Below are 22,600 nucleotides of genomic sequence, written 5' to 3'. Positions count from 1 at the left end.
TATTTCCTTATGCGGTACAGGCTATTCGCTGACGATACCGACCGGCGCCGTTTCGATCCTGAATGCGGCCGAGATCAGCGCCTTGGTATAGTCGGTCTGCGGCCGTTCGAAAATCTGTTCGGATGGGCCGGCTTCGACGATCCTGCCATTGCGCATGACGATGACGTCGTTGGCAAGCGCGCGGATGACCTTCAGGTCGTGGCTGATGAACAGATAGGCGAGGTCGTGCTTCGCCTGCAGGCTGCGCAGAAGATCGACCACCTGCGCCTGCACGCTCATGTCGAGCGCCGAAGTCGGCTCGTCCAGCATGACGAAGCGCGGGTTGAGCACCATGGCGCGGGCGATGGCGATGCGCTGGCGCTGGCCGCCGGAAAACTCGTGCGGATAGCGATTGCGCGTGGCGGGATCGAGCCCGACTTCCCCGAGCACATCGACGATGCGCTTGTCGCGCTCATCGTGCGACAGCTTCGGCTCGTGGATCTTCAGCCCTTCCTCGATGATCTCGGAGACCGACATGCGCGGGCTCAACGACCCGAACGGATCCTGGAAGACGATCTGCAGCTCGCGCCGCAGCGGCCGCATGGCGTTGAATGACAGCTCGTTGATATCGCGCCCGTTGAACCGAATGGTCCCGGTCGACGAGATCATTCTGGCCAGCGCCAGGCCGAGCGTCGTCTTGCCAGAGCCGGATTCGCCGACGACGCCGAGCGTCTGGCCGGCGCGCACGGTGACGTCGATGCCGTCTACCGCCTTCACATTGTCGACGGTGCGCCGGAAAAAGCCCTTCTTGATCGGAAACCAGACTTTTATGTCCTGGCCGGTCATGACAGGCTTGGCGGCAGCGTTGGCGGCGGGCGGTTTGCCCTTCGGTTCGGCGGCCAGCAGATGCCGCGTATAGGTGTGCTGCGGGTTGGCGAAGATATCTTTCGTCGGTCCGGTCTCGACGATCTTGCCCTTGGTCATCACACAGACCCGGTCGGCGATCTTTCTGACGATGCCGAGATCGTGGGTGATGAACATCATCGACATGCCCTTGCGGCTCTTCAGCTCCGCAAGCAGTTCGAGGATCTGCGCTTGCACGGTGACGTCGAGTGCTGTCGTCGGTTCGTCGGCGATCAGCAGTTCCGGTTCGTTGGCCAGTGCCATGGCGATCATCACGCGCTGGCGCTGGCCGCCGGAAAGCTGGTGCGGATAGGCGTCGAGCCGCTTCTCCGGCTCGCGGATACCGACCTCGTTGAGCAGCTCCAGGGTGCGCGCCTTGGCTGGGCTGTCGCCCAGGCCCTGGTGCAGCGCCAGCACCTCGATGATCTGCTGCTCGATCGTGTGCAGTGGATTGAGCGAGGTCATCGGCTCCTGGAAGATCATGGTGATCTTGTTGCCGCGCACGCGGCGCAATGCCTTCTCGTCGGTGGCCAGCAGGTCGGCGCCCTGGAACAGGATCTTTCCCGATGGATGGCTGGCAGCCGGATAAGGCAGCAGCTTCAGCACCGACAGCGCCGAGACCGACTTGCCGGAGCCGGATTCGCCGACCAACGCCACCGTCTCGCCCTTAGCGATGTCGAAGGAGATGTGGTCGACGGCCATCGACTGGCGGCCTTCCTGCGCGAAGGCGACGCTGAGATCGCGCACGGAGAGGAGAGGGGCTTCGCTCATCTGAACGTCTTGCGCGGATCGAAGGCGTCGCGGGTCGCTTCGCCGACGAAGACCAGCAGCGACAGCATCAGCGAGATGACGACGAAGCCGGAAATGCCCAGCCATGGCGCGTTGAGGTTGCGCTGCGCCTGCTTCAGCAGCTCGCCCAGCGACGCCGAGCCGGGCGGCAGGCCGAAGCCAAGGTAGTCGAGTGAGGTCAGCGTCGAGATCGAGCCGCTGAGCAGAAAGGGCAGGAAGGTCAGCGTCGCCACCATGGCGTTTGGCAACAGATGCCGGAACATGATGGTGCCGTTGGGTACGCCGAGCGCGCGGGCGGCGTTGACATATTCGAAGTTGCGGGCGCGCAGGAACTCGGCCCGCACCACGCCGACCAGCGCCACCCAGGAGAACAGCAGCATCAGTCCAAGCAGGATGAAGAAGCCGGGCGGCAGGATGGCGGCGACGATCAGCAAGAGATAAAGCACCGGGATCGCCGACCAGATCTCTATGAAGCGCTGGAACAGAAGGTCGGTCCAGCCGCCGAAATAGCCCTGCAATGCCCCGGCCGTCACGCCGATCAGCGCCGAACCGGCGGTGAGGATCAGGCCGAACAGCACCGAGACCCTGAATCCGTAGATGACGCGCGCCAGCACGTCGCGGGCCTGGTCGTCGGTGCCCAGCCAGTTCCAGTTGCCGACAACGCAATTGGGGTCGGCGGCACCTTGCGGATACTGGTTGCAGCGTGTCTTGACGTCATAGAGCCAGGACGGCTTGGTGGGCGCCGCCTCGGGGATCGCGTTGTTGACGGTTCGGTAGGAGTAGCGGACCGGCGGCCAGATCATCCAGCCATGGGCATTGATCTCGTCCTGGATGACCGGGTCACGATAGTCGGTGACCGCATAAAAGCCGCCGAACTTCTCCTCGGGATAAGCGACCAGGACCGGAAACAGGATCTCGCCCTTGTAGGAAACGAGGACCGGCTTGTCGTTGGCGATCCATTCGGAAAACAGCGACAGCACGAAAAGCACGAGAAAGATCCACAACGACCAATAGCCGCGCCGGTTGGCCCTAAAATTCTGCAGGCGCCGCTGGTTGAGCGGCGACAGCCAGGGCCGGGCAATCCGGTCCGGCGCCGTTTCGGCTGCGGCCCCGGCCATCAGACGTCTCTCCGCTCGAAGTCGATGCGCGGGTCGACCCAGGTATAGATCAGGTCGGACAGGAGCCCGACGATCAGGCCAAGCAGCGAGAAGATGTAGAGATTGGCGAATACCACCGGGTAGTCGCGCTCGACCACCGACCTGAAACCGAGCAGGCCGAGGCCGTCGAGTGAAAAGATGTTCTCGATCAGCAGCGAGCCGGTGAAGAAGGCCGAGATGAAGGCGCCGGGAAAGCCGGCAACGACGATCAGCATGGCGTTGCGGAAGACGTGTCCGTAGAGAACCTGCCGTTCCGATAGGCCCTTGGCGCGCGCGGTCACCACATATTGCTTGCGGATTTCCTCGAGGAACGAATTCTTGGTCAGCAGCGTCGTGGTGGCGAAGGCCGACAGCACCAGCGCCGTCAGCGGCAAGGTCATGTGCCAGAGATAGTCGACGATCCGCGCCGGCCAGGACAGCTGGTCCCAATTGTCGGAGGTGATGCCGCGCAGCGGAAACCAGTCGTAGAAGGATCCGCCGGCAAACAGCACCATCAGCAGGATGCCGAACAGGAAGCCCGGAATGGCGTAGCCGACAATGACGACGCCGCTGGTCCATACGTCGAATGCCGAGCCGTCCTTGACTGCCTTGCGGATGCCGAGCGGGATCGAGATCAGGTAGGACAGCAGCGTGATCCACAGCCCGATCGAGATCGATACCGGCATCTTCTCCAGGATCAGATCGATCACCGAGATGTCACGGAAATAGCTGTCGCCGAAATCGAACCGGATATAGTTCCACAGCATCATGCCGAAGCGCTCGAGCGGTGGCTTGTCGAAGCCGAACTGCTTTTCCAGCTTGGCGATGAATTCGGGGTCAAGCCCTTGCGCGCCGCGATATTTCGAACCGACGTCGCCGGCCACGTCGAAATTGCTGGCGCCGGCGTCGCCACCGCCACCGCCAAGGCGATCGCTGCCGCCCTGGTTGGTCAGCCTGGCGATGACCTGCTCGACCGGCCCGCCCGGCGCGAACTGGATGACGGCGAAGGACACCGCCATGATGCCGAACAGGGTCGGGATCATCAGCAGGATGCGGCGCAGGATATAGGCGCCCATCAGATGTTGTCTTCCTTGAGGGAGACCATTGTGTCTGGAGATGCCGCCAAGGCAATCGCCTCAGCGCCCCTCTCCCCGTCGCTATACGGGAAGAGGATGCCGGCAGGCAGGTGAGGGGCGGCGCCAACGCCCGCAAGAAATTTAGGCTTTGCCAATCTTTGCCGCCTTGTCCTTGTCGAACCACCACAGCGCCTCGACCGGAAAGCCGAAATCAGGCTTCTGCTCGGGAAAGCCGAACATGTCCCAATAGGCTACTCGGTGATTCGCGAGATAATATGTTGGAATCCAGTCTAGCCGCGCGCGCAAGACCCGATCGAGTGCTTTGAGCGCCGTGACCAGTTCAATCCGGCTTTGCGCCTTGCCGGCTGCCTCGATCAGCGCATCGATGGCCTTGCTTTCCGTACCGGGATAGTTGCGCATTCCCGGCGTTTGCGCCATCCGGGAATCATAGAGTATCTCCAGGCCGTCGGCAGTCGGCGTCGCCCCGATCGACCAGGCGAGCAGGGTGAAATCGAAGTCGAAATTGCTCTGCCGCTGTTCATACTGCGTCGAATCGACCTGCCGGATCGAAGCGTCGATGCCGATCGTTTTCATGTTCTCGGCCCACGGCGAGAAAAGCCGAACGATGCCATCGTCCTCGGCCAGCATTTCCACCCGCAGCCGCTCGCCCTTTTCATTGCCGACGAAATTGCCGGCCCGCTTCCAGCCGGCTTCGGCAAGCAGTCTCGAAGCCGCGCGCAGCAGCTTACGGTCGTGGCCCGAACCGTCGGAGACAGGCTGCATCACCGCTTCGCCGAACGTTTCCGGCGGCAGCTCGGCTCGAAACGGCTCCAGCAGGGCCAATTCCTCGGCCGAGGGCAGGCCCTCGGCCTTGTAATCCGACCGTTCGAAGTTCGATTGCGAGCGCTCGTAGGCGCCGTAAAACAAAACCCGCCTGGTCCATTCGAAATCGAAGCAATTGGCAATCGCTCGTCTGACGCGCACATCGCGGAATTGCGCACGGCGCTGGTTCAGCGCGACAGCCTGCATGGATGGCGTTTTCTCGCCCGGAAATTCGCGTTTGACGACCCTGCCGTCCTTCAGCGCCGGGAAGTCGTAACCGGTCGCCCATACCCGCGAGGTAAATTCCTCGCGAAAATGCGTGTCCCCCTTTTTCAAGGCTTCAAACGCTGCCTGGCGATTGATGTAAAAATCGATACGGATGCGGTCGAAATTATAGAGGCCGCGGTTCACGGCCAGATCCCTGCCCCAATAGTCGGCGACGCGTTCATATTCGACAGTCTGCCCGGCCGCCACGCGCCCTATTTTGTATGGGCCGGAACTGAGCGGCGGTTTCATCGTCGAGGCATCGAATTCGTTGACCGCATAGAAGGCCTTGGACACGATCGGCATTGCCACGATCGCGAGGATATTTTGCGCCGACTGTTTGCCGTTGAAGGTGAGGTCGACGGTAACCGGATCGACCGCGACCGCTTCCGTCATATGCCGCAACACCTGGGAGAGGTTCGGGTGGCCCTTGCCCTTGTAAAGCTTCAATGCGAAGGCGACGTCCTCCGCCGTCAGTGGCGAGCCGTTGTGGAAGCGCGCTTGCGGTCGCAGGCTGAAGCGGAAGCCATTGCGGTCCGGCGATAAGGTGACGGACTCGGCAAGCCGGCCATAGACCGCATCCGGCTCATCGAGTGCGCTTGCCATCAGCGAATCGAAACAGAGTTCGGTGCGCGGCGGCGATTCCCCCCTCAACACCAGGGAATTCAGCGTGTTGAACGTCAGGAAGCTCTGATTGAAGGTGGAGTTCGGTGGTGCGAAATTCATCTGGCCGCCCTTGGGGGCGTCCGGATTGACATAGTCGAAATGCGTGAAACCTGGGGAATATTTGAGGTCGCCGAAGGCCGACAGGCCGTGCAGCTTTACGCCGGTCGCTATGGCGGCGAAGGCCCGGCCGGGCAGCAAAGCTGCCGCCGTGGCCGCGGCGCCGAGGGCCAGAAAGTCGCGGCGGGCCAGAGGGGCGCGGCGGGGCAGCGCCGCCATCAATTGCTACTCTTGTATTTTGCCGCCAGCGCCTTTTCCTTGTCCGGGTCGATCCACCAGGAATTCTGGTCGACGCCGCTATAGGTCGGTTGCTTTTCCGGGATGCCGAATTTGTTCCAGTAGGCGATACGAATTTTTCCCAAGTGCCACTGTGGGATCATGTAGTAGTTCCAGAGCAGCACCCGGTCCAGTGCGTGGGTGGCCGCTATGAGATCGTCCCGATCGGTGGCAAAGATCACTCGGTCGATGAGGGCGTCGACGATCGGGTTCTTGATCCCTGCCAAATTGCGTGACCCGGATGTATCGGCTGCGGTGGAGCTGAAGAAATCCCGCTGTTCGTTACCCGGCGAATTGGATTGCTGGAAGCCGGCAACCGCCAGCATATCGAAATCGAAGGCGCGGGTCCGGTTCGTGTACTGGCTGTCGTCAACGATGCGCAGCGTGGCATCGATGCCGAGACGTCTGAGATTGTCAATCAAGGGCCCGGCGACGCGTTCGTCTACGGGGTCGTTGCCGAGAAATTCGATCCTGAACGGTTCGCCGGTCTTTTCGTTGACGAGCTTGCCGCCGCGATTGACCCAACCCGCTTGCTTGAATAGGTCATAGGCCTTCCGAAGATTTTCACGCCCCGACTGCGGCGCGGTGTAGACGGGCAGCTTGAACTCCTGGGTGAACAGTTCGGGCGGCAGCTTGTCGCGATATTGCTGCAGGATTTCCAGCTCCTTGCCCTGCGGCAGGCCGCTTGAGGCTAAATCGCCACCTTCGAAATAACTGTCCGTGCGCGTATAGGCGCCGAAGAAGATGGTGCGGTTCATGCTCTCGAAATCATAGGCGTAGGTCAGAGCCTGGCGCACGCGCACGTCCTGAAAGAGCGGCCGGCGCGTGTTCATCACGTAGGCCTGCATGGGTTCCGGCGAGGTTGTGGGATATTCCGCTTTTATGACGTCCCCTGCTTTTATGGCGGGAAAGGTGTACTCGACTGCCCATCTCTGGGCCCGTGACTCAACGCGAAAATCCTCAAAGCCGCCCTTGGTGAAGGCCTGCCAAGAGGCATTATCGTCGAGAAAGTAGCTGAAACGCTGCCTGTCGAAATTTTCTCGCCCGATCTTCACCGGCAGCTTGGCACCCCAGTAGTCCGGCACGCGCTGCCAGACGATCTCAGTGCCAGGCTTGAACCTGGCGATCTGGTAGGCGGCCGAGCCGAGCGGCGGCTCCTGCGTCGGCCTGGTGATGTCGCGCTTCTTGCCGTTGGCGTCGGTGCCTTCCCACCAGTGCTTCGGCAGCACCACCAGATCGCCGAGGATCTTCGGCAGCTCCCGATTGCCCTTCTGGTCGAAATGGAACTCGACCTCGCGGTCCGAGATCGCGACGGCATCGGTGACGTTCTCGAAATAGCGGCTGTACATCGGGCTGTTGGCCTTCAGCACCTGAAACGACCAGATCACGTCGTCGGTGGTGATCGGCTTGCCGTCGTGCCACTTGGCCCGCGGATCGAGACGGTAGGTCGCCGAGGAATAGTCGTCCGGATGTTTGTAGGCGTCGGCGATCAGCGGATGGCTGACGCTGCCTTCGTCGGTCGCCTGCTCCATCAGCGTGTCATAGAGCAGGCCGCCGCCGAACGGGAAGAAGCCGGCGGCGAAGGAACCCTGAACGATATAGGGATTGAAGCTGTCGAACGTGCCGAGCACCACCGAATTTAGGGTGCCGCCCTTCGGCGCGTCCGGATTGACGTAGTCGTAGCGCTGGAAGTTGTCGCCGTATTTGGATTCGCCGATTAGCGACGAGGTGGTGCGCCATTCGTCCGCGAAGGCTGCCTGCAGGCCGCCGGCGAAAGCCGCCACAACCAGCGTCGATCTGAGAAACGTTCGGCCAACCGTCATGCCTTCTCCTCTGCGTGATAGCTGTCAGCCGACAATCTAGATCATTTGACGCTCATGAAAACCGCGGCAGGCCGGCTTTGTCGCCGCACATGCGCTTTTCCCATTGAAAAAGCCGGGCTGAACCCGGCTTTTTCAAGGAATGTACGATTACAATTGCGTTATTGCGCCGGCGCTGGTGGCGGAGCAGCTGGGGCCGGCGCAGGTGCGGCCGGCGCTGCACTTTCTGCCGGTTTGGCCGGCGCCGCGCCTTCGGCGGGCGCGGCGGCGTTCTCGGCCGAAGCGCCGGGTGCCGGCAGCGGCTTTGGACTGTCCGACAGCGTGCGCAGATAAGCGATAACGTTGGCGCGGTCCTCGTCCTTCGGCAGGCCGGCGAATCCCATCGCCGTGCCCGTCACGAGCTTCTTCGGCGAGAGGAGAAAGTGATTGAGGTTGTCGTAGGTCCACTTCTCGGCGCCGCCCTTGGAAAAATCCTTCATGCCGGCCGAATAGGCGAAGCCCTCATGCTCGGCGACGGGACGGTCGATGAGGTCCCAGAGATCGGGGCCGACCTTGTTCGGCCCGCCCTTTTCGCCGGAGTGGCAGGCCTGGCACTTCTTGAACACGGCGGCACCCGCCTCGACATTGGCGTTGGCCAGGAGGTCGGCGATCGGCTTGGCTTCTGCAGCGGGAGCTGCCGGGCCGCCCTCGGCAGGCTCCTCGGTCGCCTCGATGGCGAAGCCGGGTTTTTCCGGTGCGGGGGAGGCGAACAGCGCGTCGGACACAATGCCGACCGAGAAGACGACGAACACGGTTCCGAGCAGGCCGCCGATCAGCTTGTTGATTTCGAAAGAGTCCATACGCCCCAGGCTCCCTTTTCCGGCGGACCGATCCGTCCACTCCGTCCGTCGGTAATCGTGAACCACCCCACAAGGCGGTCAAATCGGGCGGAAACTAGGTCTTTTGCTCTGGCGTTGCAACACCTATAAGGGCGCTTCCAGTGAGACCTTTTGCCACTTTTCCCTTCCTCTTTTTCGGACGCTTCATCACCCGATGTCCACGCTTATCCTCATCCCGGCCCGCATGGCCTCGACCCGCCTGCCGGGCAAGCCGCTGGCCGACATCGCCGGCGTCCCAATGATCGTCCATGTCGCCCGTCGCGCTGCCGAAGCCGGGCTCGGCCGGGTGGTGGTCGCCACCGATACCGAAAGCGTAGCCGAAGCGGTGCGCGCGCACGGCTTCGAGGCGGTGATGACGCGCGTCGGCCACGAATCGGGCTCCGACCGCATCTTCGAGGCGCTGGCCACGCTGGATCCCGGGCGTAAGGTCGAAACGATCGTCAATGTGCAAGGCGACCTGCCGACCATCGATCCCGACATCATCAATGCCGCGCTGAGGCCTTTCGAGGTTGCGGCGGTCGACATCGCCACGCTCGGCATCGAGATCGTCCGCGACGAGGAAAAGACCAATCCAAATGTCGTCAAGATCGTCGGCTCGCCGCTGTCGGAGACACGGCTGCGGGCGCTCTATTTCACCCGCGCCACGGCACCCTGGGGCGAGGGGCCGCTCTATCACCACATCGGCCTCTATGCCTATCGCCGCTCAGCGCTCGAACGCTTCGTCGCGCTGAAGCCTTCGTCGTTGGAACGGCGCGAGAAGCTCGAGCAGTTGCGGGCGCTGGAGGCCGGCATGCGCATCGACGCCGAGATTGTGCAGTCGGCGCCGTTCGGCGTCGACACGCTGGACGATCTCGAACGCGCCAGAACCCTCCTTTCAACCTGAAACATCCGGTCAACCTGAGAATGCCTGAAAAAACCAACAAAATAGCCTTCCAGGGCGAGCCGGGCGCCAATTCCGACACCGCCTGCCGCAACATGTTCCCTGATATGGAGCCGTTGCCGTGTCCGACGTTCGAGGATGCCTTCAATGCGGTCGAGACCGGCAAAGCCGACCTCGCCATGATCCCGATCGAGAACACGATTGCCGGGCGCGTCGCCGACATCCACCACCTCCTGCCGGAATCGAAGCTGCACATCGTCGGCGAATATTTCCTGCCGATCCATTTCCAGCTGATGGTCTTGCCGGGCGTCAGGCGCGACGAGATCAAGACCGTGCACAGCCACATCCATGCGCTCGGCCAGTGCCGCAAATACATCCGCAAGAACGGCTGGAAGCCGGTGGTCGCCGGCGACACGGCGGGCGCCGCCAAGCTGGTCGCCGAGCTGAAGAACCGCACCATGGCGGCGCTGGCGCCGGCCTTGGCCGCGACGCTCTACGGACTCGACATCATCGAGGAGAATGTCGAGGACACCGACAGCAACGTCACCCGTTTCGTCGTGCTGACCAAGAACAGGCAGTGGGCACAACGCCCTTCCGCCGAAGCCAGGATGATGACGACGTTCATCTTCCGCGTCCGCAACGTGCCGGCCGCGCTCTACAAGGCGATGGGCGGCTTTGCCACCAACGGCATCAACATGACCAAGCTAGAGAGCTACCAACTCGGCGCATTCACCGCGACCCTGTTCTATGCCGATATCGAGGGCCATCCCGACGATCCATTGGTCAAGCTGGCACTCGACGAGCTTGCCTTCTTCTCGCGCGAAATGCGGATCCTTGGCGTCTACCCGGCCAGCGAATCGCGCGAGCAGTGGAAGGTGGCGGATTAGCTAGTGGTCAAAATCTAGCGCCGGAGCCGTAAGCCCGCATTGGGTGGGTTTCTGCCGTTGGTTCCCGCGATCGGAAGGAGCAAGTAGCGCCATTTCCCGACATTCATGACGCTTCGCAAAAGCCGCCCTTCGGGCAATGGCTCGAGTCGATCCGATCCTGTCATTCGCAATCGTCGAGCCATTGGCAAAACACTGGATGTCTTCGGACCTTGGCACGTCTCACGCCGGCGGTGCGGTGCCGCATCGGGAGGCCGCATCCGGAATGTCAACCTGCATGACTCGTGGTGGTGCGGGAGACCGGCATGATGTGGGCGAACATGCTGCGGGCGTTCCAGCTCGGGAAGGCTTTTGCGAGCGACAGGTCGCCGTCGAGCTGGATGCGGTCCTCGCGGGTGGCTTGGGACCAACTGAGCTGGCCGGCGTGCCATTTGACGAAAGCTTCGGCTTCCGCCGTGATGTAGAGGTCCTCGTCGAAGCCAGGGTAAGTCTTGCAGATCTCGGTGTCTCCGAGCTCGATAAGTAGCCAATAGCGCTCCCGGTGTGGGCGGCCGGTGAAGTCGAAGCGGATGACGACGCGTCGGTCCGGGAGCCGGTCCCGGCGGAGCGCCTTGCACATCGACCACAGGGCCACAAAGGGGTCTAGGTGCTGGGGGGCGATCTCGAGCCAATGCGCACCCCACTCGCCGAGCGACTGGCAGACCGTGAAGAGCTCGTGGCCCGCGGACGTGAGCGCGTAGTGGCGCCCGCGCCCGTCGGGCTTGGGATTCGACTCGACGACACCGACCCATTCGAGCTGCTTGAGCCGCTCTGAGAGCAGGGTACGGGAGAGTCCGGGCGCGCCCTCCAGGATCTCGCTGAAGTTTCCGCACCCAAGGTACAGGTTGCGGATGATCAGCGGCGTCCAGCGCTCGGCGAAAATCTCGGCGCCACGGGCGATGGGGCAGTACTGACCGTATGTCCTCATGACAGAGGTCCTCACAACGGCAGTGTTGCGCATCCGCCTCCGATTGTGGAGTCCAGATTGTTGACTATACGGCAGCGGCCCGCCGTGGTCCGATGTGGCCTCTCTCGACGAGAGGAGTACACGATGACGACACCTATGACGACATCAACGTACGCAGAAGCACATCACGGGAGCATGCAGCCAACCGTCGTGGAAATCGACGGGTTCCGAGGCCGGCTGATCAATGCCAGCCACGCCGACTACGATGTCGCCCGTGCAATCTGGAACGGCGCCATTGACCGGCGCCCGCATCTGATCGCCCGATGCATCGGGACCGCCGACGTGGTCGCGGCCGTGCGTTTCGCTCGCGACCACGATCTGGAGATCGCCATACGGGGCGGAGGCCACGGCGTGGCGGGCACCGCCGTTTGCGACGACGGGATCGTCATCGACCTCTCGGCGATGCGTGGCGTGCGGGTCGATCCCGCCGGCTGCAGGGCGTGGGTGCAGGGCGGTGCGCTGTGGGGCGACGTCGACCGCGAGACGCAGGCGCACGGCCTTGCCACCACCGGTGGAATCGTGAGCCATACCGGAGTCGCCGGGCTCACCCTCGGCGGTGGCATCGGCTGGCTGATGCGAAAGCATGGTCTCGCGGTCGACAACCTCCTCGCCGCCGACGTCGTGACGGCCGACGGCGAGCGGCTGCGGGCGTCGGAGGACGAGCACCCCGACCTGTTCTGGGCGTTGCGCGGCGGCGGCGGCAACTTCGGCGTGGTCACCTCGTTCGAGTTCCGCCTCCACCCCGTCGGGCCCACCGTTCTGGCCGGGCCCATCCTCTGGAACACGAGCGACGCCGGGGAGGTCCTCCGTTTCTACCGCGACTTCATCCGCGACGCTCCCGACGAACTCGGCACGGTCGTAAAATTCTGCACCGTGCCGCCTCTATCGGTCATCCCCGAGGAACTGCATTGGCGCCCGGTGGTGATGGTGGGCGCGTGCTACGCCGGGCCGATCGAGGACGGTGACAAGGCGCTCCGCCCGCTCCGCGCATTTCGGACTCCCCTCCTCGATCTGGCCGGGCCCAAGCCGTACGTGGTATTTCAGAGCGCGCTCGACTCGACCGTCATCCACGGTTGGAACTACTACTGGAAGGCCACCCACCTCCCCGCACTCCGCGACGACCTCACCGACGTGATTGCCGGGCACGCGTTCTCCTGCTCGTCGCCGCGCTCGTATGTGGCGATGTTCCATCTGAAGGGGGCGGTGAGCCGAGTGGCCGAGGGCGCGACGGCGTTCGGGAACCGGCAAGCGTCGCACGCGATCATCGTCCACGCTGCGTGGCGGCCCGGCGAGGACTTCAGCGACCGAGAGACGGACTGGACGAGGGGGTTCCTCGCCGCCCTTGGCCGCTTCCGCGAAGGCGTCTACGTCAATTTCCTCGGTGGCGACGAAGACCCGGGCCGGGTCCGCGAGGCGTACGGCGACTCCGTCTTTGACCGGCTGGCTGACGTGAAGTCCTCGTACGACCCCGACAACGTCTTCCACCATAACCAGAACATCCGCCCGGGGCTGAGTTCCGGTGTGAGCCGTTCCGACGGCGCGGGCGATACTTGATAAATTTGGGATGGTGTTGGATGGGTGCGACGCTGCCAGGCGGTAACCGGGAGGAATGACGCATTCCCACATTTTCCAGACCTTCCTCGTATCGGGCAAGAAGGTCCGCATCGGGTCATGGGCGTGAGTTCGGCTGAGGGCGACCGAACTTCCGCAAGAGGTCGGAAGAGGCGACTCGCATCGGGTACCAAGCGTTAGGCTTTGACCAACAGCATTCATCGAGAGCTCCGCGGCACCCCGACGTGACGCCTTGCCAGGTGACGAGCGCCGGGCGACATTCCTGCGATGTGGCTTCTGAAACTGACGCTCGCAGTCGCTGGATTGTATGCGGCCGTTGTCACCGTGGTGTATGTGCTTCAGTCCTGGCTGATCTTTCCGGCCGGCCTTGCGGCGTTCGGACCCGATCTGCCGGCCGGGGCCCGCCATGTCGAACTGGCGACGGAGGACGGCGAGCGCGTCGTTCTGGTGCGCCTGCCGGCAAGGCAGACGCCGGCCGCGCCGCGCCCGCTCCTGCTGGGATTCGCCGGCAATGCCTGGAATGCCGATGCACTTGCCCTTATGCTGCACCAGTTATTTCCCGAACATCAGGTCACTGCGCTGCACTACCGCGGATATGCGCCGAGCAGCGGAAGCCCGTCGGCCACCGCCCTGTTCGAGGACGCCCGACGCGCCCATGACCACCTGGCCACCGATGCCAAAGCCGGCATCGTCGCCATCGGCCTTAGCGTCGGCGCTGCGGTTGCGGTCGATCTGGCGACGGCCCGGCCGTTGCGCGGCATCGTCATGGTTACGCCCTTCGATTCGCTGAGAGAACTCGCCGCTCACCACTATCCCTGGCTGCCGGTTCGCCTCTTGCTGCGGCACCGCATGGAGGCGGCAGGATCTCTGCGCGACCTCGATGTGCCCACGGCCGTAATCACCGCCGAAAACGACACCATCGTCCCTGCCGCACGTTCGGCACCTCTGCGCGAGGCTGCCCGTGATCTGCGCAGCCACATCGCCATAGCGGCTGGCCACAACGACCTCTATGGCCATCCCGATTTCGCCGGAGCGCTACGCGCCTCCGTTGCAGCGGTCACGCGCGATTGACGAGCAGTTCCCAGATGTCGGAATTCCGGCTCGACATTCGTCCTTTGGTTGCCACAATCGAAGAATGGACGCGAGGAGATAAGTAAACTGATCTCAATCGAACGTCACGCACGATGGCGTCATCCAATCATCCGGAGCCTCCAATGATCCCCACCATCACCGCCTTTGAACGATCGCCCGATCGCGGCAGGGGACTGGCGCGTGACATGCGCGTTCGCTGGGCGCTTGAAGAAGTGGGGCAGCCCTACAAGGTTCGTCTTGTTTCGTTCAAAGCGATGAACGAACCCGCGCATCGAGCACTCCATCCTTTCGGGCAGATTCCGACCTATGAGGAAGGCGATCTCGCCCTGTTCGAGTCGGGGGCGATCGTGTTCCATATAGCCGAGCGCCATGGTGGCCTGCTGCCAGAGGATGGGAATGCGCGGGCGCGCGCGATCTCATGGATGTTTGCCGCGCTCAACACGGTGGAGCCGCCGATCCTTGAGCGCCAAACCGCCGTGCTCCTGGAGCGCGACGAGACCTGGCACGAACAGCGCCTGCCTATGGTCGAGAATCGCATCCGTGACCGGCTGGGCGAGCTTTCCGGTCGCTTGGGCGCTGCCGACTGGCTCGATGGTGCGTTCAGCGCGGGGGACCTGATGATGGTGCACGTGCTGCTAAGGTTGAGCGGGTCGGGTATACTGCACGAATATCCGAACCTCTTCGCCTATGTCGCCCGCGGCGAAGCCCGGCCGGCCTACAAGCGTGCTTTCGCCGCTCAACTGGCGGTTTTCACTGGCAAGTCACCGACCGGCTGATGAGGGCTGCTCTCGGCCGAACTTGCTCGAATGATTGACGCTAGCTCAGCGGCGCGTAGTCGATCTCCAAAAACGCCTCGATCTCTGGGATCCAGCGGTCGCGGACGAAGGCGACGTGGTCGGGATGGTCGTTGTAGCGGGAATAGGCGGCCTGGTCGGCGAACTCCATCGAGAAGCCGAAACGAAAATCGTTCTTCGGGCTGACCTGACGCAGCTGCTCGAACTTTTCGACGCCCGGTATCGCCGCCAGTATTTTCGCGTCGACGAGGAATCTTGCCTCCTCGGCCGAGCTGTCCTTGTGCTTCAGCCTGAATACCACTGTGTGACGGATCATTTGTCCCCCTGTGAGTTTTACGCGCTGTCTGCCCAGGCGCGGATGAGATTATAGGCGATCGCCCCCTTCGGCGGCGTGATCAGGCCGCCCGGATGCTCGCGGGCCAGCATCGAGAATACCTCGTCGCGAAAGAACCAGCGGCAGTCTTCCAGTTCGTTGAGGTCGGCCTGGATGTCGTCGTTGAGCGGTTCCCCGAAGCAGCCGATCATCAGCGAATAGGGAAACGGCCAGGGCTGGCTGGCATGGTAGACGACGCGGCCAAGTCTGATGCCGGCTTCCTCCAACGTTTCACGGCGCACCGCCGCCTCGATCGTCTCGCCGGGTTCGATGAAGCCGGCGAGCGCCGAATACATGCCCGGTGCGAAATGCCGGCCGCGGCCAAGCAGGCATTTTTCGGGCGTCGCGGTCAGCATGATCGCCACCGGGTCGGTGCGCGGAAAATGCTCGGTGGCGCAGGCCGGGCAAAGCCGCTTGTAGCCGCCGGCCCGCATTTCGGCTTCAGCGCCGCATTTGCTGCAGAAGCGGTGGCTGGCATGCCAGGCGAGCAATGCTGCTCCTTGCGCCATCGCGCCGGCCGCCGCCTCGTCGATCAGCCCCTGCATATAGACCGAGCGATAGTCGATCGCCTTGATCGACTCCGGCAATTGTTCGGGATCGAGCCCGGCCGGCACGGCGAGCACCGGGCCGCTGTCGGAAAAACCGAGCAGGACGCCATGGTCGAGCGACACCTGGAGCGGCTGGCTTTCCTCGGCGCCGAACCAGGGGTCGAAGCCGCCATCCCTGAGCTTCAGGTGTAGCCGCCCGCCATGCATCAGCAAAAGCCTGACCGAGGGATCGGCGAGCGCCTTTTCGACGGAATCGTCGGCGCGGTTTTCCGATTGCCGGTCGATCACATTGCCGGCGAAGCCGACGAACTGGCTCGGCTCGCGCAAGGGCGCGTCAAACAGGCGGAAGCTCATGGAGACTCAACTTCAGGATGGACACGGGACAGGCTTATAGCGCCGCCTTTATCTGTTGCGCAAACCGGCGAAGGTCCGAGCGCTGGTAGGGCTCGCGCATGCCGTGCCCCCACACCGGGCCCGGCCAGCCGGGATCGCCTTCCGAGCGGGCGACGACATGGACATGCAACTGGCGCACGACGTTGCCGAGGGCGCCGCTGTTGATCTTGGTGCAGCCGCTCACCCTCTTCAGCGCCTGCGCCACCATATTGGTCTCGAAGGTCAGCATCGCCTGGTCGAGCGGCGTCAAATCGTGGATTTCCTCCACGCCCGGTCGCTGCGGTACCAGAAGCAGCCACGGCCAGCGGCGGTCGTTCATCACCCGCAGCTCGCACAGGCCGAGCCACATCAATTGCTCGCTGTCCGCCTCCAGACGAGCATCCAGCGTGAATCCGGCCTTGAGGCCCGGCAACATCGGCGTTTCCTTCACTTTTGTCGTGTTTTTTAGACTTTTGAACGCTAGAGCGGCTGCCGGTGGCCCGCAAGAGGCGGCAAGCGAATCGTTGCTTTGTGACGGCAGTTATGCTAATGGTTGGGCTATGGTGCTGATCTGCGCCAATGACCCGCTCCTGAGGCGGTTTTTTTGTTTCAGCTTTCGGCGCCACTCCCGGCTGATTGATCCTGCGCCCTTGCATTTCATCGCCGGATTGCCGATATGGAAAGTGGGAGGTTGGTGGTGGACGGTCCACTCGCCAACCGGGTCAGGTCCGGAAGGAAGCAGCCCTAACGAGCCCGGAACGGGTCATTGTTCCAGCCTCCCACCTCTTCGCCTTTCTCCCGCGACATTGACGGCGCCAAGCCCTGCGGGCGAAACTATGCGCAGGAATCGGCCGCCTGCAGGCGCGGCCCTTGGAGCTTTACGGGCGAATGAGCGAAGCCGGAAATTCGGGAACGGAAAAGGCCGCCGCCTATCGCGTTCTGGCGCGCAAATACCGTCCTGCGAACTTCTCCGAACTGATCGGTCAGGAGCCGATGGTCCGCACCCTCACCAACGCCTTCGCCACCGGCCGCATCGCCCAGGCCTGGATGCTGACCGGCGTGCGCGGTGTCGGCAAGACGACGACGGCGCGCATTCTGGCGCGGGCGCTCAACTACAAGACCGCCACGGTCGACCAGCCTTCGGTCGACCTTGCCGTGCTGGGCGAGCATTGCCAAGCGATCATGGAAGGCCGCCATGTCGACGTCATCGAGATGGACGCCGCCTCGCATACCGGCATCGACGACATCAGAGACATCATCGAGCGCGTGCGCTACGCCCCGGTGTCGGCGCGCTACAAGGTCTACATCATCGACGAAGTGCACATGCTCTCGACCCAGGCCTTCAACGGCCTGCTGAAGACGCTGGAAGAGCCGCCGCCGCACGTCAAATTCATCTTCGCCACCACCGAAATCAGAAAAGTTCCGATCACCGTTCTGTCGCGTTGCCAGCGCTTCGACCTCAGGCGTATCGATGCCGGCACGCTGGTCGCGCATCTCTCCTCGATCGCCGGCAAGGAAGACATTGCGGTCGACGACGACGCGCTAGCGATGATCGCCCGTGCGGCCGAAGGCTCGGCGCGCGATTCGCTGTCCATTCTCGACCAGGCGATCGCCCATGGCAGCGGCGCAGTCAGCGCCGAAGCGGTGCGCGCCATGCTCGGGCTCGCCGACCGCGCCCGCATTGTCGACCTGTTCGAACATGTGATGAAGGGTGACGTGGCGGCGGCCTTGGCCGAATTCCGCAACCAGTACAATACCGGCGCCGATCCGGCCGCGGTGCTGACCGACCTTGCCGAGTTCAACCACCTCGTAACTCGGCTGCGCTTCGTGCCGACGGCCCTCGATGACGCGTCGCTATCCGAGGACGAGCGCCGGCGCGGCGCCGATTTCGCCAAGGCGCTGTCGGTCAGGGTGCTGTCGCGGACCTGGCAGATGCTGTTGAAAGGCATTCCCGAGGTGCAGTCCTCCAACCGGCCGGTCAGTGCCGCCGAAATGGTGCTGATCCGGCTGGCGCATGCCGCCGACCTGCCGACACTGGACGAGGCGCTGAAATCGCTGGAGGCCGGTGCATCGGTGTCGAATGGCCCGCCACGCTCGAATGGTACGCCCGCAAGTTCTGTCGTCGCAAATCCCGGCCCAGCAAGTCCCGGAAATGGCGGCGCCAGCGCTGTGGCGCAGAAGCGGATGCCGTCGGCCAATGGTGGCGCGCAGACCATGCGGCTGGTCGAACCCGCGCCGATGCCTGCAGCCTTCGTTCCGGAGCCGGTTGCGGATGCGCCGCCGGTGCCGGTGAAATCGCTGGCCGATATCGTCGCGCTTGCCGACGCCCAGCGCGACATGGCCTTCAAGGTGCTGGTGAAGCGCTGCGTGCGGCTAGTGCGCATCGAGCCGGGCCGCATCGACGTCAGCCTGACCGATGACGCGCCGAAGATGCTGCTCAACGACCTGACCGCCAAATTGCGCGCCTGGACCGGCCGCAGCTGGCTGGTGTCGCTGTCGAAGGAAGAGGGCGGCCAGACGCTGGCCGAGATGGAATCAACCAAACGCGAAAGCGCCCTCCTCGACGCCAGGAACGACCCGACCGTCGCCGCCATCCTGGCGCGTTTTCCCGGCGCCAAGATCATCGACGTGCGCATTCCCGACGCACCGGAATCCGATGCGGTGGAGGCCGATGTTCCGATCGAGCCGGCGACAGACGAAGACGAAACCTGAAGCATGATCCCGAAAAGTGGGAGCCGGTTTTCGGAGAAGATCATGCCCAACCAAAAGACACACGATCAATCGTAGAGGACCAAGCCATGAAAGATCTTCTCGGCCTGATGGGCAAGGCGAAAGAAATGCAGGCCAAGTTCCAGGCCATGCAGGACGAGATCGCCACGCTGGAAGCCACCGGACAGGCCGGCGGCGGCCTGGTCAGCGTGACGCTGACCGGCAAATTCGAGATGAAGGCGCTCAAGATCGACCCGTCTCTGTTCAAGGAGGAGGTCGAGATTCTGGAGGATCTGCTTCTCGCCGCCCATAATGACGCCAGGGCCAAGGTCGAGCAGATGATGCAGGAAAAGACCCAGGCACTGACCGCAGGACTGCCGATACCGCCGGGAATGAAGCTGCCGTTCTAAGGTGTTGATAGCTATGCCGGTCGACTGAACCCATTGCTCGAGCCTTGGGGAAGGCTCCCTGCGGATATCTTAGGATAGGATCCATACCCTTATAGGGCCATGGAGTGCTGTGCCGCGATCCGGCGGTCGCCTGCTCCACCGGTGTGTCCATTCGGCAACTCCGCGCACTTAATAACGCTTTAGCCATCTTTTTGCCTGAAAGTGTCTCATTCTTGCCGCAACCAGGGGCGGGCTGGCGACAGAATGAGGGGATATTTTTGATCGCGACCCGATGGAAGACGCCGTTGCTGCTCGGCGTCATCACCTCTCCGCTGTTCTTGGCCGCTTGCAGTCAGACCACCTCGCACAGCCTGTCGGTGGCCAGCCTGACCGATGCCGCCAGATCCCGGCCCTACCGTCACACATTGAAGGACAAGGAGTGCCTCCAGCGCGCGATGTTCTTCGAATCCAACCGGTCGAGCCGTGACGGCATGATTGCCGTCGGCACGGTGGTCATGAACCGGCTGCGTTCCGGCAAGCACGGCAACACCATCTGCCAGGTGGTCGGCGAGCGCGGCCAGTTCGCACCGGGCGTGATGACACGACAGATGAATTCGAAGGCGATGCCCGACGTCGAGGAGGCGGCCGAGGCGGTGCTCAGGGGCGAGCGCAAGACCAAGCTGAAGAACACGATGTTCTTTCACACCGCCGGCCTGCGTTTCCCCTACAAGAACATGCACTACACCATGGTTGCCGGCGGCAACGCCTTCTATGAAAAACGCGGCCGGAACTGGAAACCCTTGCCTGATGAGCCGACGGTCGCGGTGGCACAGTCCACGCCGCGGGGGTCGGCGCGCGCAGCGCCTGTGACGCTCGTGGCCTCCGCCGCTCCGGTCGCCAAGGCAAAATTCGCCAAGGCAACCTATGTGACCGCGGTCACATCGCAACCGGCAAAGACTACTCTGGAGAAGGCGACGCTTGTGGCGATGCAAGAGCCGATGCAGGAGCCGGACGCGGCCCGTTTCGGCGGCACTGCCGGTTCGCAACCTGTCACGTCATTCCCGGCGGCGCCGGCCGAGCCGACGATGTCGTTTGAATCGACACCCGAGAACACCGACGCCATCGGTGCGATGATCGCCGGCCAGAGCCGGCCGCTGGAAGTATACTGACGGCAGCAGCATCCTTACGCGTTGAGCAGATCGCTCGCCCGCAGAACTGTTCCAAAGCGTGCGGAAAAATCATAGAGCCTGATCCATTCCGATTAAACCGGAATGGGGCTCTATCTTCTTGTTTGACCATGATCTTTTCCGAAAACCGGTTTCCACTTTTCGGGATCATGGTCTAAACCAATGCGATGTCGAAGCGAATCGCCGGTCCCGAGATCGAACGCCTGATCCAGCTTCTGGCCAAGGTGCCAGGGCTCGGGCCCCGTTCGGCCAGGCGGGCAGCACTTCACCTCATCAAGAAGAAGGAGCAGTTGCTGTCGCCGCTGGCCGCCGCCATGAGCGAGGCGGTCGACAAGGTGCGCATCTGCTCGACCTGCGGCAATGTCGATACGTCCGACCCCTGCATGATCTGCACCGATCCGCGCCGCGATGCCGGCACGCTGATCGTCGTCGAGGACGTGGCCGACCTGTGGGCGCTGGAGCGGGCGGCCGCCATGGATGTCCGCTACCATGTGCTCGGCGGAACGCTGTCGCCGCTCGACGGCATCGGCCCCGAGCAGCTCAACATCCGCTCGCTGGTCGACCGCGTCGCCGGCGGCGAGGTCAAGGAGGTGATCCTTGCCGTCAATGCCACGGTCGAGGGCCAGACCACCGCGCATTATCTCACCGACCAATTGTCCGGCTTCGACATCAAAGTAACGCGGCTGGCGCATGGCGTGCCGGTCGGCGGCGAGCTCGACTATCTCGACGAAGGCACGCTGGCCGCGGCGCTGCGCTCGCGGACGGCGTTTTGAGGCAATTGGGGTGATCTGTGACGGACAGTTTTCCTGAAGCGATGGCACTCCGTCCCACCCCCCTCTGTCCTGCCGGACAGTCCGGCAGGACAGAGGGGGGTTGGAAGAAACGCAACCTCGCCAGAGTGCCTCTTTTTCTTGCAGCCCTACTTGGCCTCTTCCTCGCCACCCCTGCTTCCGCAGCAAAAATCGACGACCAGTTCCGCGCCTGGCTGCAAGGCGTTCTCTGGCCCGAGGCCAGTGCCAAAGGCATCTCCAGAAAAACTTTCGACGCCGCCTTTGACGGCGTCAAACCGAACCGGAAACTGCCCGACCTGATTATGCCGGGCAAAAAGGCGACGACGCCGCAGAAGCAGCATCAGGCGGAGTTCGGTTCGCCCGGCGCCTATTTCGCCGAAAAGACGGTTCGCGCCGTGACCGCCGGTGGCCGCACGCGCAAGGCGGCCAACGCCAGGACCATTGCCGCGATCGAGAAGCGCTACGGCGTGCCGGGCGAGGTGCTGCTCGCGATCTGGGGCCGCGAGAGCGGCTTCGGCGCGGCGAAAATGCCTTACGACGCTTTCGAAGTGCTGGGCACCAAGGCGTTCATGGCGACCAGGAAGGACTTCTTTCGCACCGAGCTTATGGCGGCGCTCGAGATCGTCGAGCGTGGGTTGGCCCCGGTCGGCGCGATGAAATCGTCCTGGGCAGGCGCACTCGGCCAGCCGCAGTTCATGCCGACTTCGTTCCTGAACCACGCCGTCGATTTCGATGGCGACGGTCGCGTCGACATCTGGAATTCGGTGCCGGACACGCTGGCCTCGATCGCCAACTATCTCGTCCATTTATGGTTGGGTAAAAGGCCGCGGTTGGGGCTTCGAGGTGACGGTGCCGGAAGCGGTCTCCTGCTCGCTCGAAGGTCCGGACCAGGGCAAGAGGATTTCCGAGTGGGCTGATATGGGCATCAAGCGCGTCGCGGCAGGACCGTTTCCGGCGCGCGAGTTGAAGGCCGAAGGCTTTCTTTTGATGCCGGCTGGGCGCAGCGGTCCGGCCTTCATCGTCACGCCCAATTTCTACGTGCTGAAGCAATACAACACCAGCGATCTGTATGCCCTGTTCATCGGCCACGGCGCCGACCGCATCGCCCATGGCGACAGCAATTTTTCAGGGCGCTGGGGCGCGGTCGGCGGGCTCCACAGGTCGGACATCGCCACCCTGCAGCGGGCCCTGGAGGCCGAGGGCTATGATGTCGGCAGTGCCGACGGCCTGCCCGGCTTCAAGACCCGCCGCTCGATCGGTAAGTGGCAGGCCAGGAACAGTCGAGCCGCCACCTGTTTTCCCGATGCCGACCTGGTCACCGCATTGAAGTAGCTCAC

At 63.2% G+C, this 22,600-nt stretch carries 19 protein-coding genes, 1 other RNA gene and 1 pseudogene; 11 read left to right on the top strand and 10 right to left on the bottom strand.

Translation table 11 applies throughout. The features are described from left to right. Positions 1-21 precede the first annotated feature (21 nt). The 6 genes from EN807_RS00970 to EN807_RS00945 form a co-directional block, all read right to left on the bottom strand. A complete protein-coding gene (locus tag EN807_RS00970; protein ID WP_135933532.1) occupies positions 22-1,653 on the bottom strand; it encodes an ABC transporter ATP-binding protein in 1,632 nt (543 codons plus the stop codon). Further along, complete coding sequence (locus EN807_RS00965) at positions 1,650-2,789, bottom strand: ABC transporter permease (RefSeq protein ID WP_135933531.1); 1,140 nt, start codon at positions 2,787-2,789, stop codon at positions 1,650-1,652. The genes EN807_RS00970 and EN807_RS00965 overlap by 4 nt, the downstream gene beginning before the upstream one ends. Then, complete coding sequence (locus EN807_RS00960) at positions 2,789-3,883, bottom strand: microcin C ABC transporter permease YejB (protein WP_065005922.1); 1,095 nt, start codon at positions 3,881-3,883, stop codon at positions 2,789-2,791. Before EN807_RS00960 ends, EN807_RS00965 begins: the two co-directional genes overlap by 1 nt. A gap of 141 nt (positions 3,884-4,024) precedes the next feature. After that, positions 4,025-5,911: an extracellular solute-binding protein gene (locus EN807_RS00955; protein ID WP_135933530.1), complete on the bottom strand. Its 1,887-nt coding sequence runs from the start codon at positions 5,909-5,911 to the stop codon at positions 4,025-4,027. Next, positions 5,911-7,791 (bottom strand): extracellular solute-binding protein, encoded by a 1,881-nt coding sequence (locus EN807_RS00950; protein WP_135933529.1) that lies wholly within the window; start codon positions 7,789-7,791, stop codon positions 5,911-5,913. Before EN807_RS00950 ends, EN807_RS00955 begins: the two co-directional genes overlap by 1 nt. Before the next feature lie 158 nt (positions 7,792-7,949). Next, on the bottom strand, positions 7,950-8,627 hold the full coding sequence (locus EN807_RS00945) for a cytochrome c family protein (RefSeq protein WP_135933528.1): 678 nt from the start codon (positions 8,625-8,627) through the stop codon (positions 7,950-7,952). A gap of 193 nt (positions 8,628-8,820) precedes the next feature. Here EN807_RS00945 and EN807_RS00940 point away from each other — a divergent pair, with 193 nt between their 5' ends. After that, positions 8,821-9,549, top strand: a complete 729-nt coding sequence (locus EN807_RS00940; protein ID WP_135933527.1) for a 3-deoxy-manno-octulosonate cytidylyltransferase — start codon at positions 8,821-8,823, stop codon at positions 9,547-9,549. Positions 9,550-9,569: 20 nt separating this feature from the next. After that, entirely contained in the window at positions 9,570-10,433 is an 864-nt protein-coding gene (locus EN807_RS00935) for a prephenate dehydratase (RefSeq protein ID WP_135933526.1), read from the top strand. 265 nt (positions 10,434-10,698) lie between these two features. Here EN807_RS00935 and EN807_RS00930 read toward each other — a convergent pair whose 3' ends face one another. Then, positions 10,699-11,397, bottom strand: a complete 699-nt coding sequence (locus EN807_RS00930) for a helix-turn-helix domain-containing protein (protein ID WP_127315719.1) — start codon at positions 11,395-11,397, stop codon at positions 10,699-10,701. Between the two features lie 174 nt (positions 11,398-11,571). Between EN807_RS00930 and EN807_RS00925 the strand changes: the two genes are divergently transcribed. The 3 genes from EN807_RS00925 (at position 11,572) to EN807_RS00915 (ending at position 14,876) form a co-directional block, all read left to right on the top strand. Continuing rightward, a complete protein-coding gene (locus tag EN807_RS00925) occupies positions 11,572-12,990 on the top strand; it encodes an FAD-binding oxidoreductase (RefSeq protein ID WP_246683990.1) in 1,419 nt (472 codons plus the stop codon). Between the two features lie 285 nt (positions 12,991-13,275). Further along, the gene (locus EN807_RS00920) at positions 13,276-14,079 is read left to right on the top strand and encodes a hypothetical protein (RefSeq protein ID WP_135933524.1); all 804 of its coding nucleotides are present in this window, start codon (positions 13,276-13,278) and stop codon (positions 14,077-14,079) included. Positions 14,080-14,222: 143 nt separating this feature from the next. After that, positions 14,223-14,876, top strand: coding sequence for a glutathione S-transferase family protein (locus EN807_RS00915; RefSeq protein WP_135933523.1), 654 nt, complete (start codon positions 14,223-14,225; stop codon positions 14,874-14,876). A gap of 40 nt (positions 14,877-14,916) precedes the next feature. On the opposite strand, the gene EN807_RS00910 is transcribed toward EN807_RS00915, so the two are convergent. From EN807_RS00910 to EN807_RS00900, 3 genes are read right to left on the bottom strand one after another with little or no spacing between them, the layout of a single operon-like run. Further along, positions 14,917-15,210 (bottom strand): Dabb family protein, encoded by a 294-nt coding sequence (locus EN807_RS00910; protein WP_135933522.1) that lies wholly within the window; start codon positions 15,208-15,210, stop codon positions 14,917-14,919. Between the two features lie 17 nt (positions 15,211-15,227). Beyond that, positions 15,228-16,169, bottom strand: coding sequence for an NAD(+) diphosphatase (gene nudC / locus EN807_RS00905; RefSeq protein ID WP_135933521.1), 942 nt, complete (start codon positions 16,167-16,169; stop codon positions 15,228-15,230). 34 nt (positions 16,170-16,203) lie between these two features. Then, positions 16,204-16,623, bottom strand: coding sequence for an HIT family protein (locus EN807_RS00900; protein WP_029356985.1), 420 nt, complete (start codon positions 16,621-16,623; stop codon positions 16,204-16,206). A 250-nt stretch (positions 16,624-16,873) separates the two neighbouring features. Here EN807_RS00900 and ffs point away from each other — a divergent pair. The 6 genes and pseudogenes from ffs (at position 16,874) to EN807_RS00870 (ending at position 22,595) form a co-directional block, all read left to right on the top strand. Beyond that, positions 16,874-16,970, top strand: an RNA gene (gene ffs / locus EN807_RS00895) — signal recognition particle sRNA small type. A gap of 105 nt (positions 16,971-17,075) precedes the next feature. Then, a complete protein-coding gene (locus EN807_RS00890) occupies positions 17,076-18,899 on the top strand; it encodes a DNA polymerase III subunit gamma/tau (protein WP_135933520.1) in 1,824 nt (607 codons plus the stop codon). 86 nt (positions 18,900-18,985) lie between these two features. Beyond that, on the top strand, positions 18,986-19,306 hold the full coding sequence (locus tag EN807_RS00885; RefSeq protein ID WP_135933519.1) for a YbaB/EbfC family nucleoid-associated protein: 321 nt from the start codon (positions 18,986-18,988) through the stop codon (positions 19,304-19,306). A 257-nt stretch (positions 19,307-19,563) separates the two neighbouring features. Beyond that, entirely contained in the window at positions 19,564-20,454 is an 891-nt protein-coding gene (locus EN807_RS00880; RefSeq protein WP_135933518.1) for a cell wall hydrolase, read from the top strand. A 185-nt stretch (positions 20,455-20,639) separates the two neighbouring features. Continuing rightward, a complete protein-coding gene (gene recR, locus EN807_RS00875) occupies positions 20,640-21,245 on the top strand; it encodes a recombination mediator RecR (RefSeq protein ID WP_127315711.1) in 606 nt (201 codons plus the stop codon). 41 nt (positions 21,246-21,286) lie between these two features. Next, a pseudogene (locus EN807_RS00870) lies at positions 21,287-22,595 on the top strand (lytic murein transglycosylase). Positions 22,596-22,600: the final 5 nt, after the last annotated feature.

The organism is Mesorhizobium sp. M5C.F.Ca.ET.164.01.1.1, assembly GCF_004792125.1.
Lineage (GTDB): Bacteria > Pseudomonadota > Alphaproteobacteria > Rhizobiales > Rhizobiaceae > Mesorhizobium > Mesorhizobium wenxiniae.
Note: the sequence above shows the minus strand (reverse complement) of the source record. Positions and strands in the feature narration are given on the sequence as shown.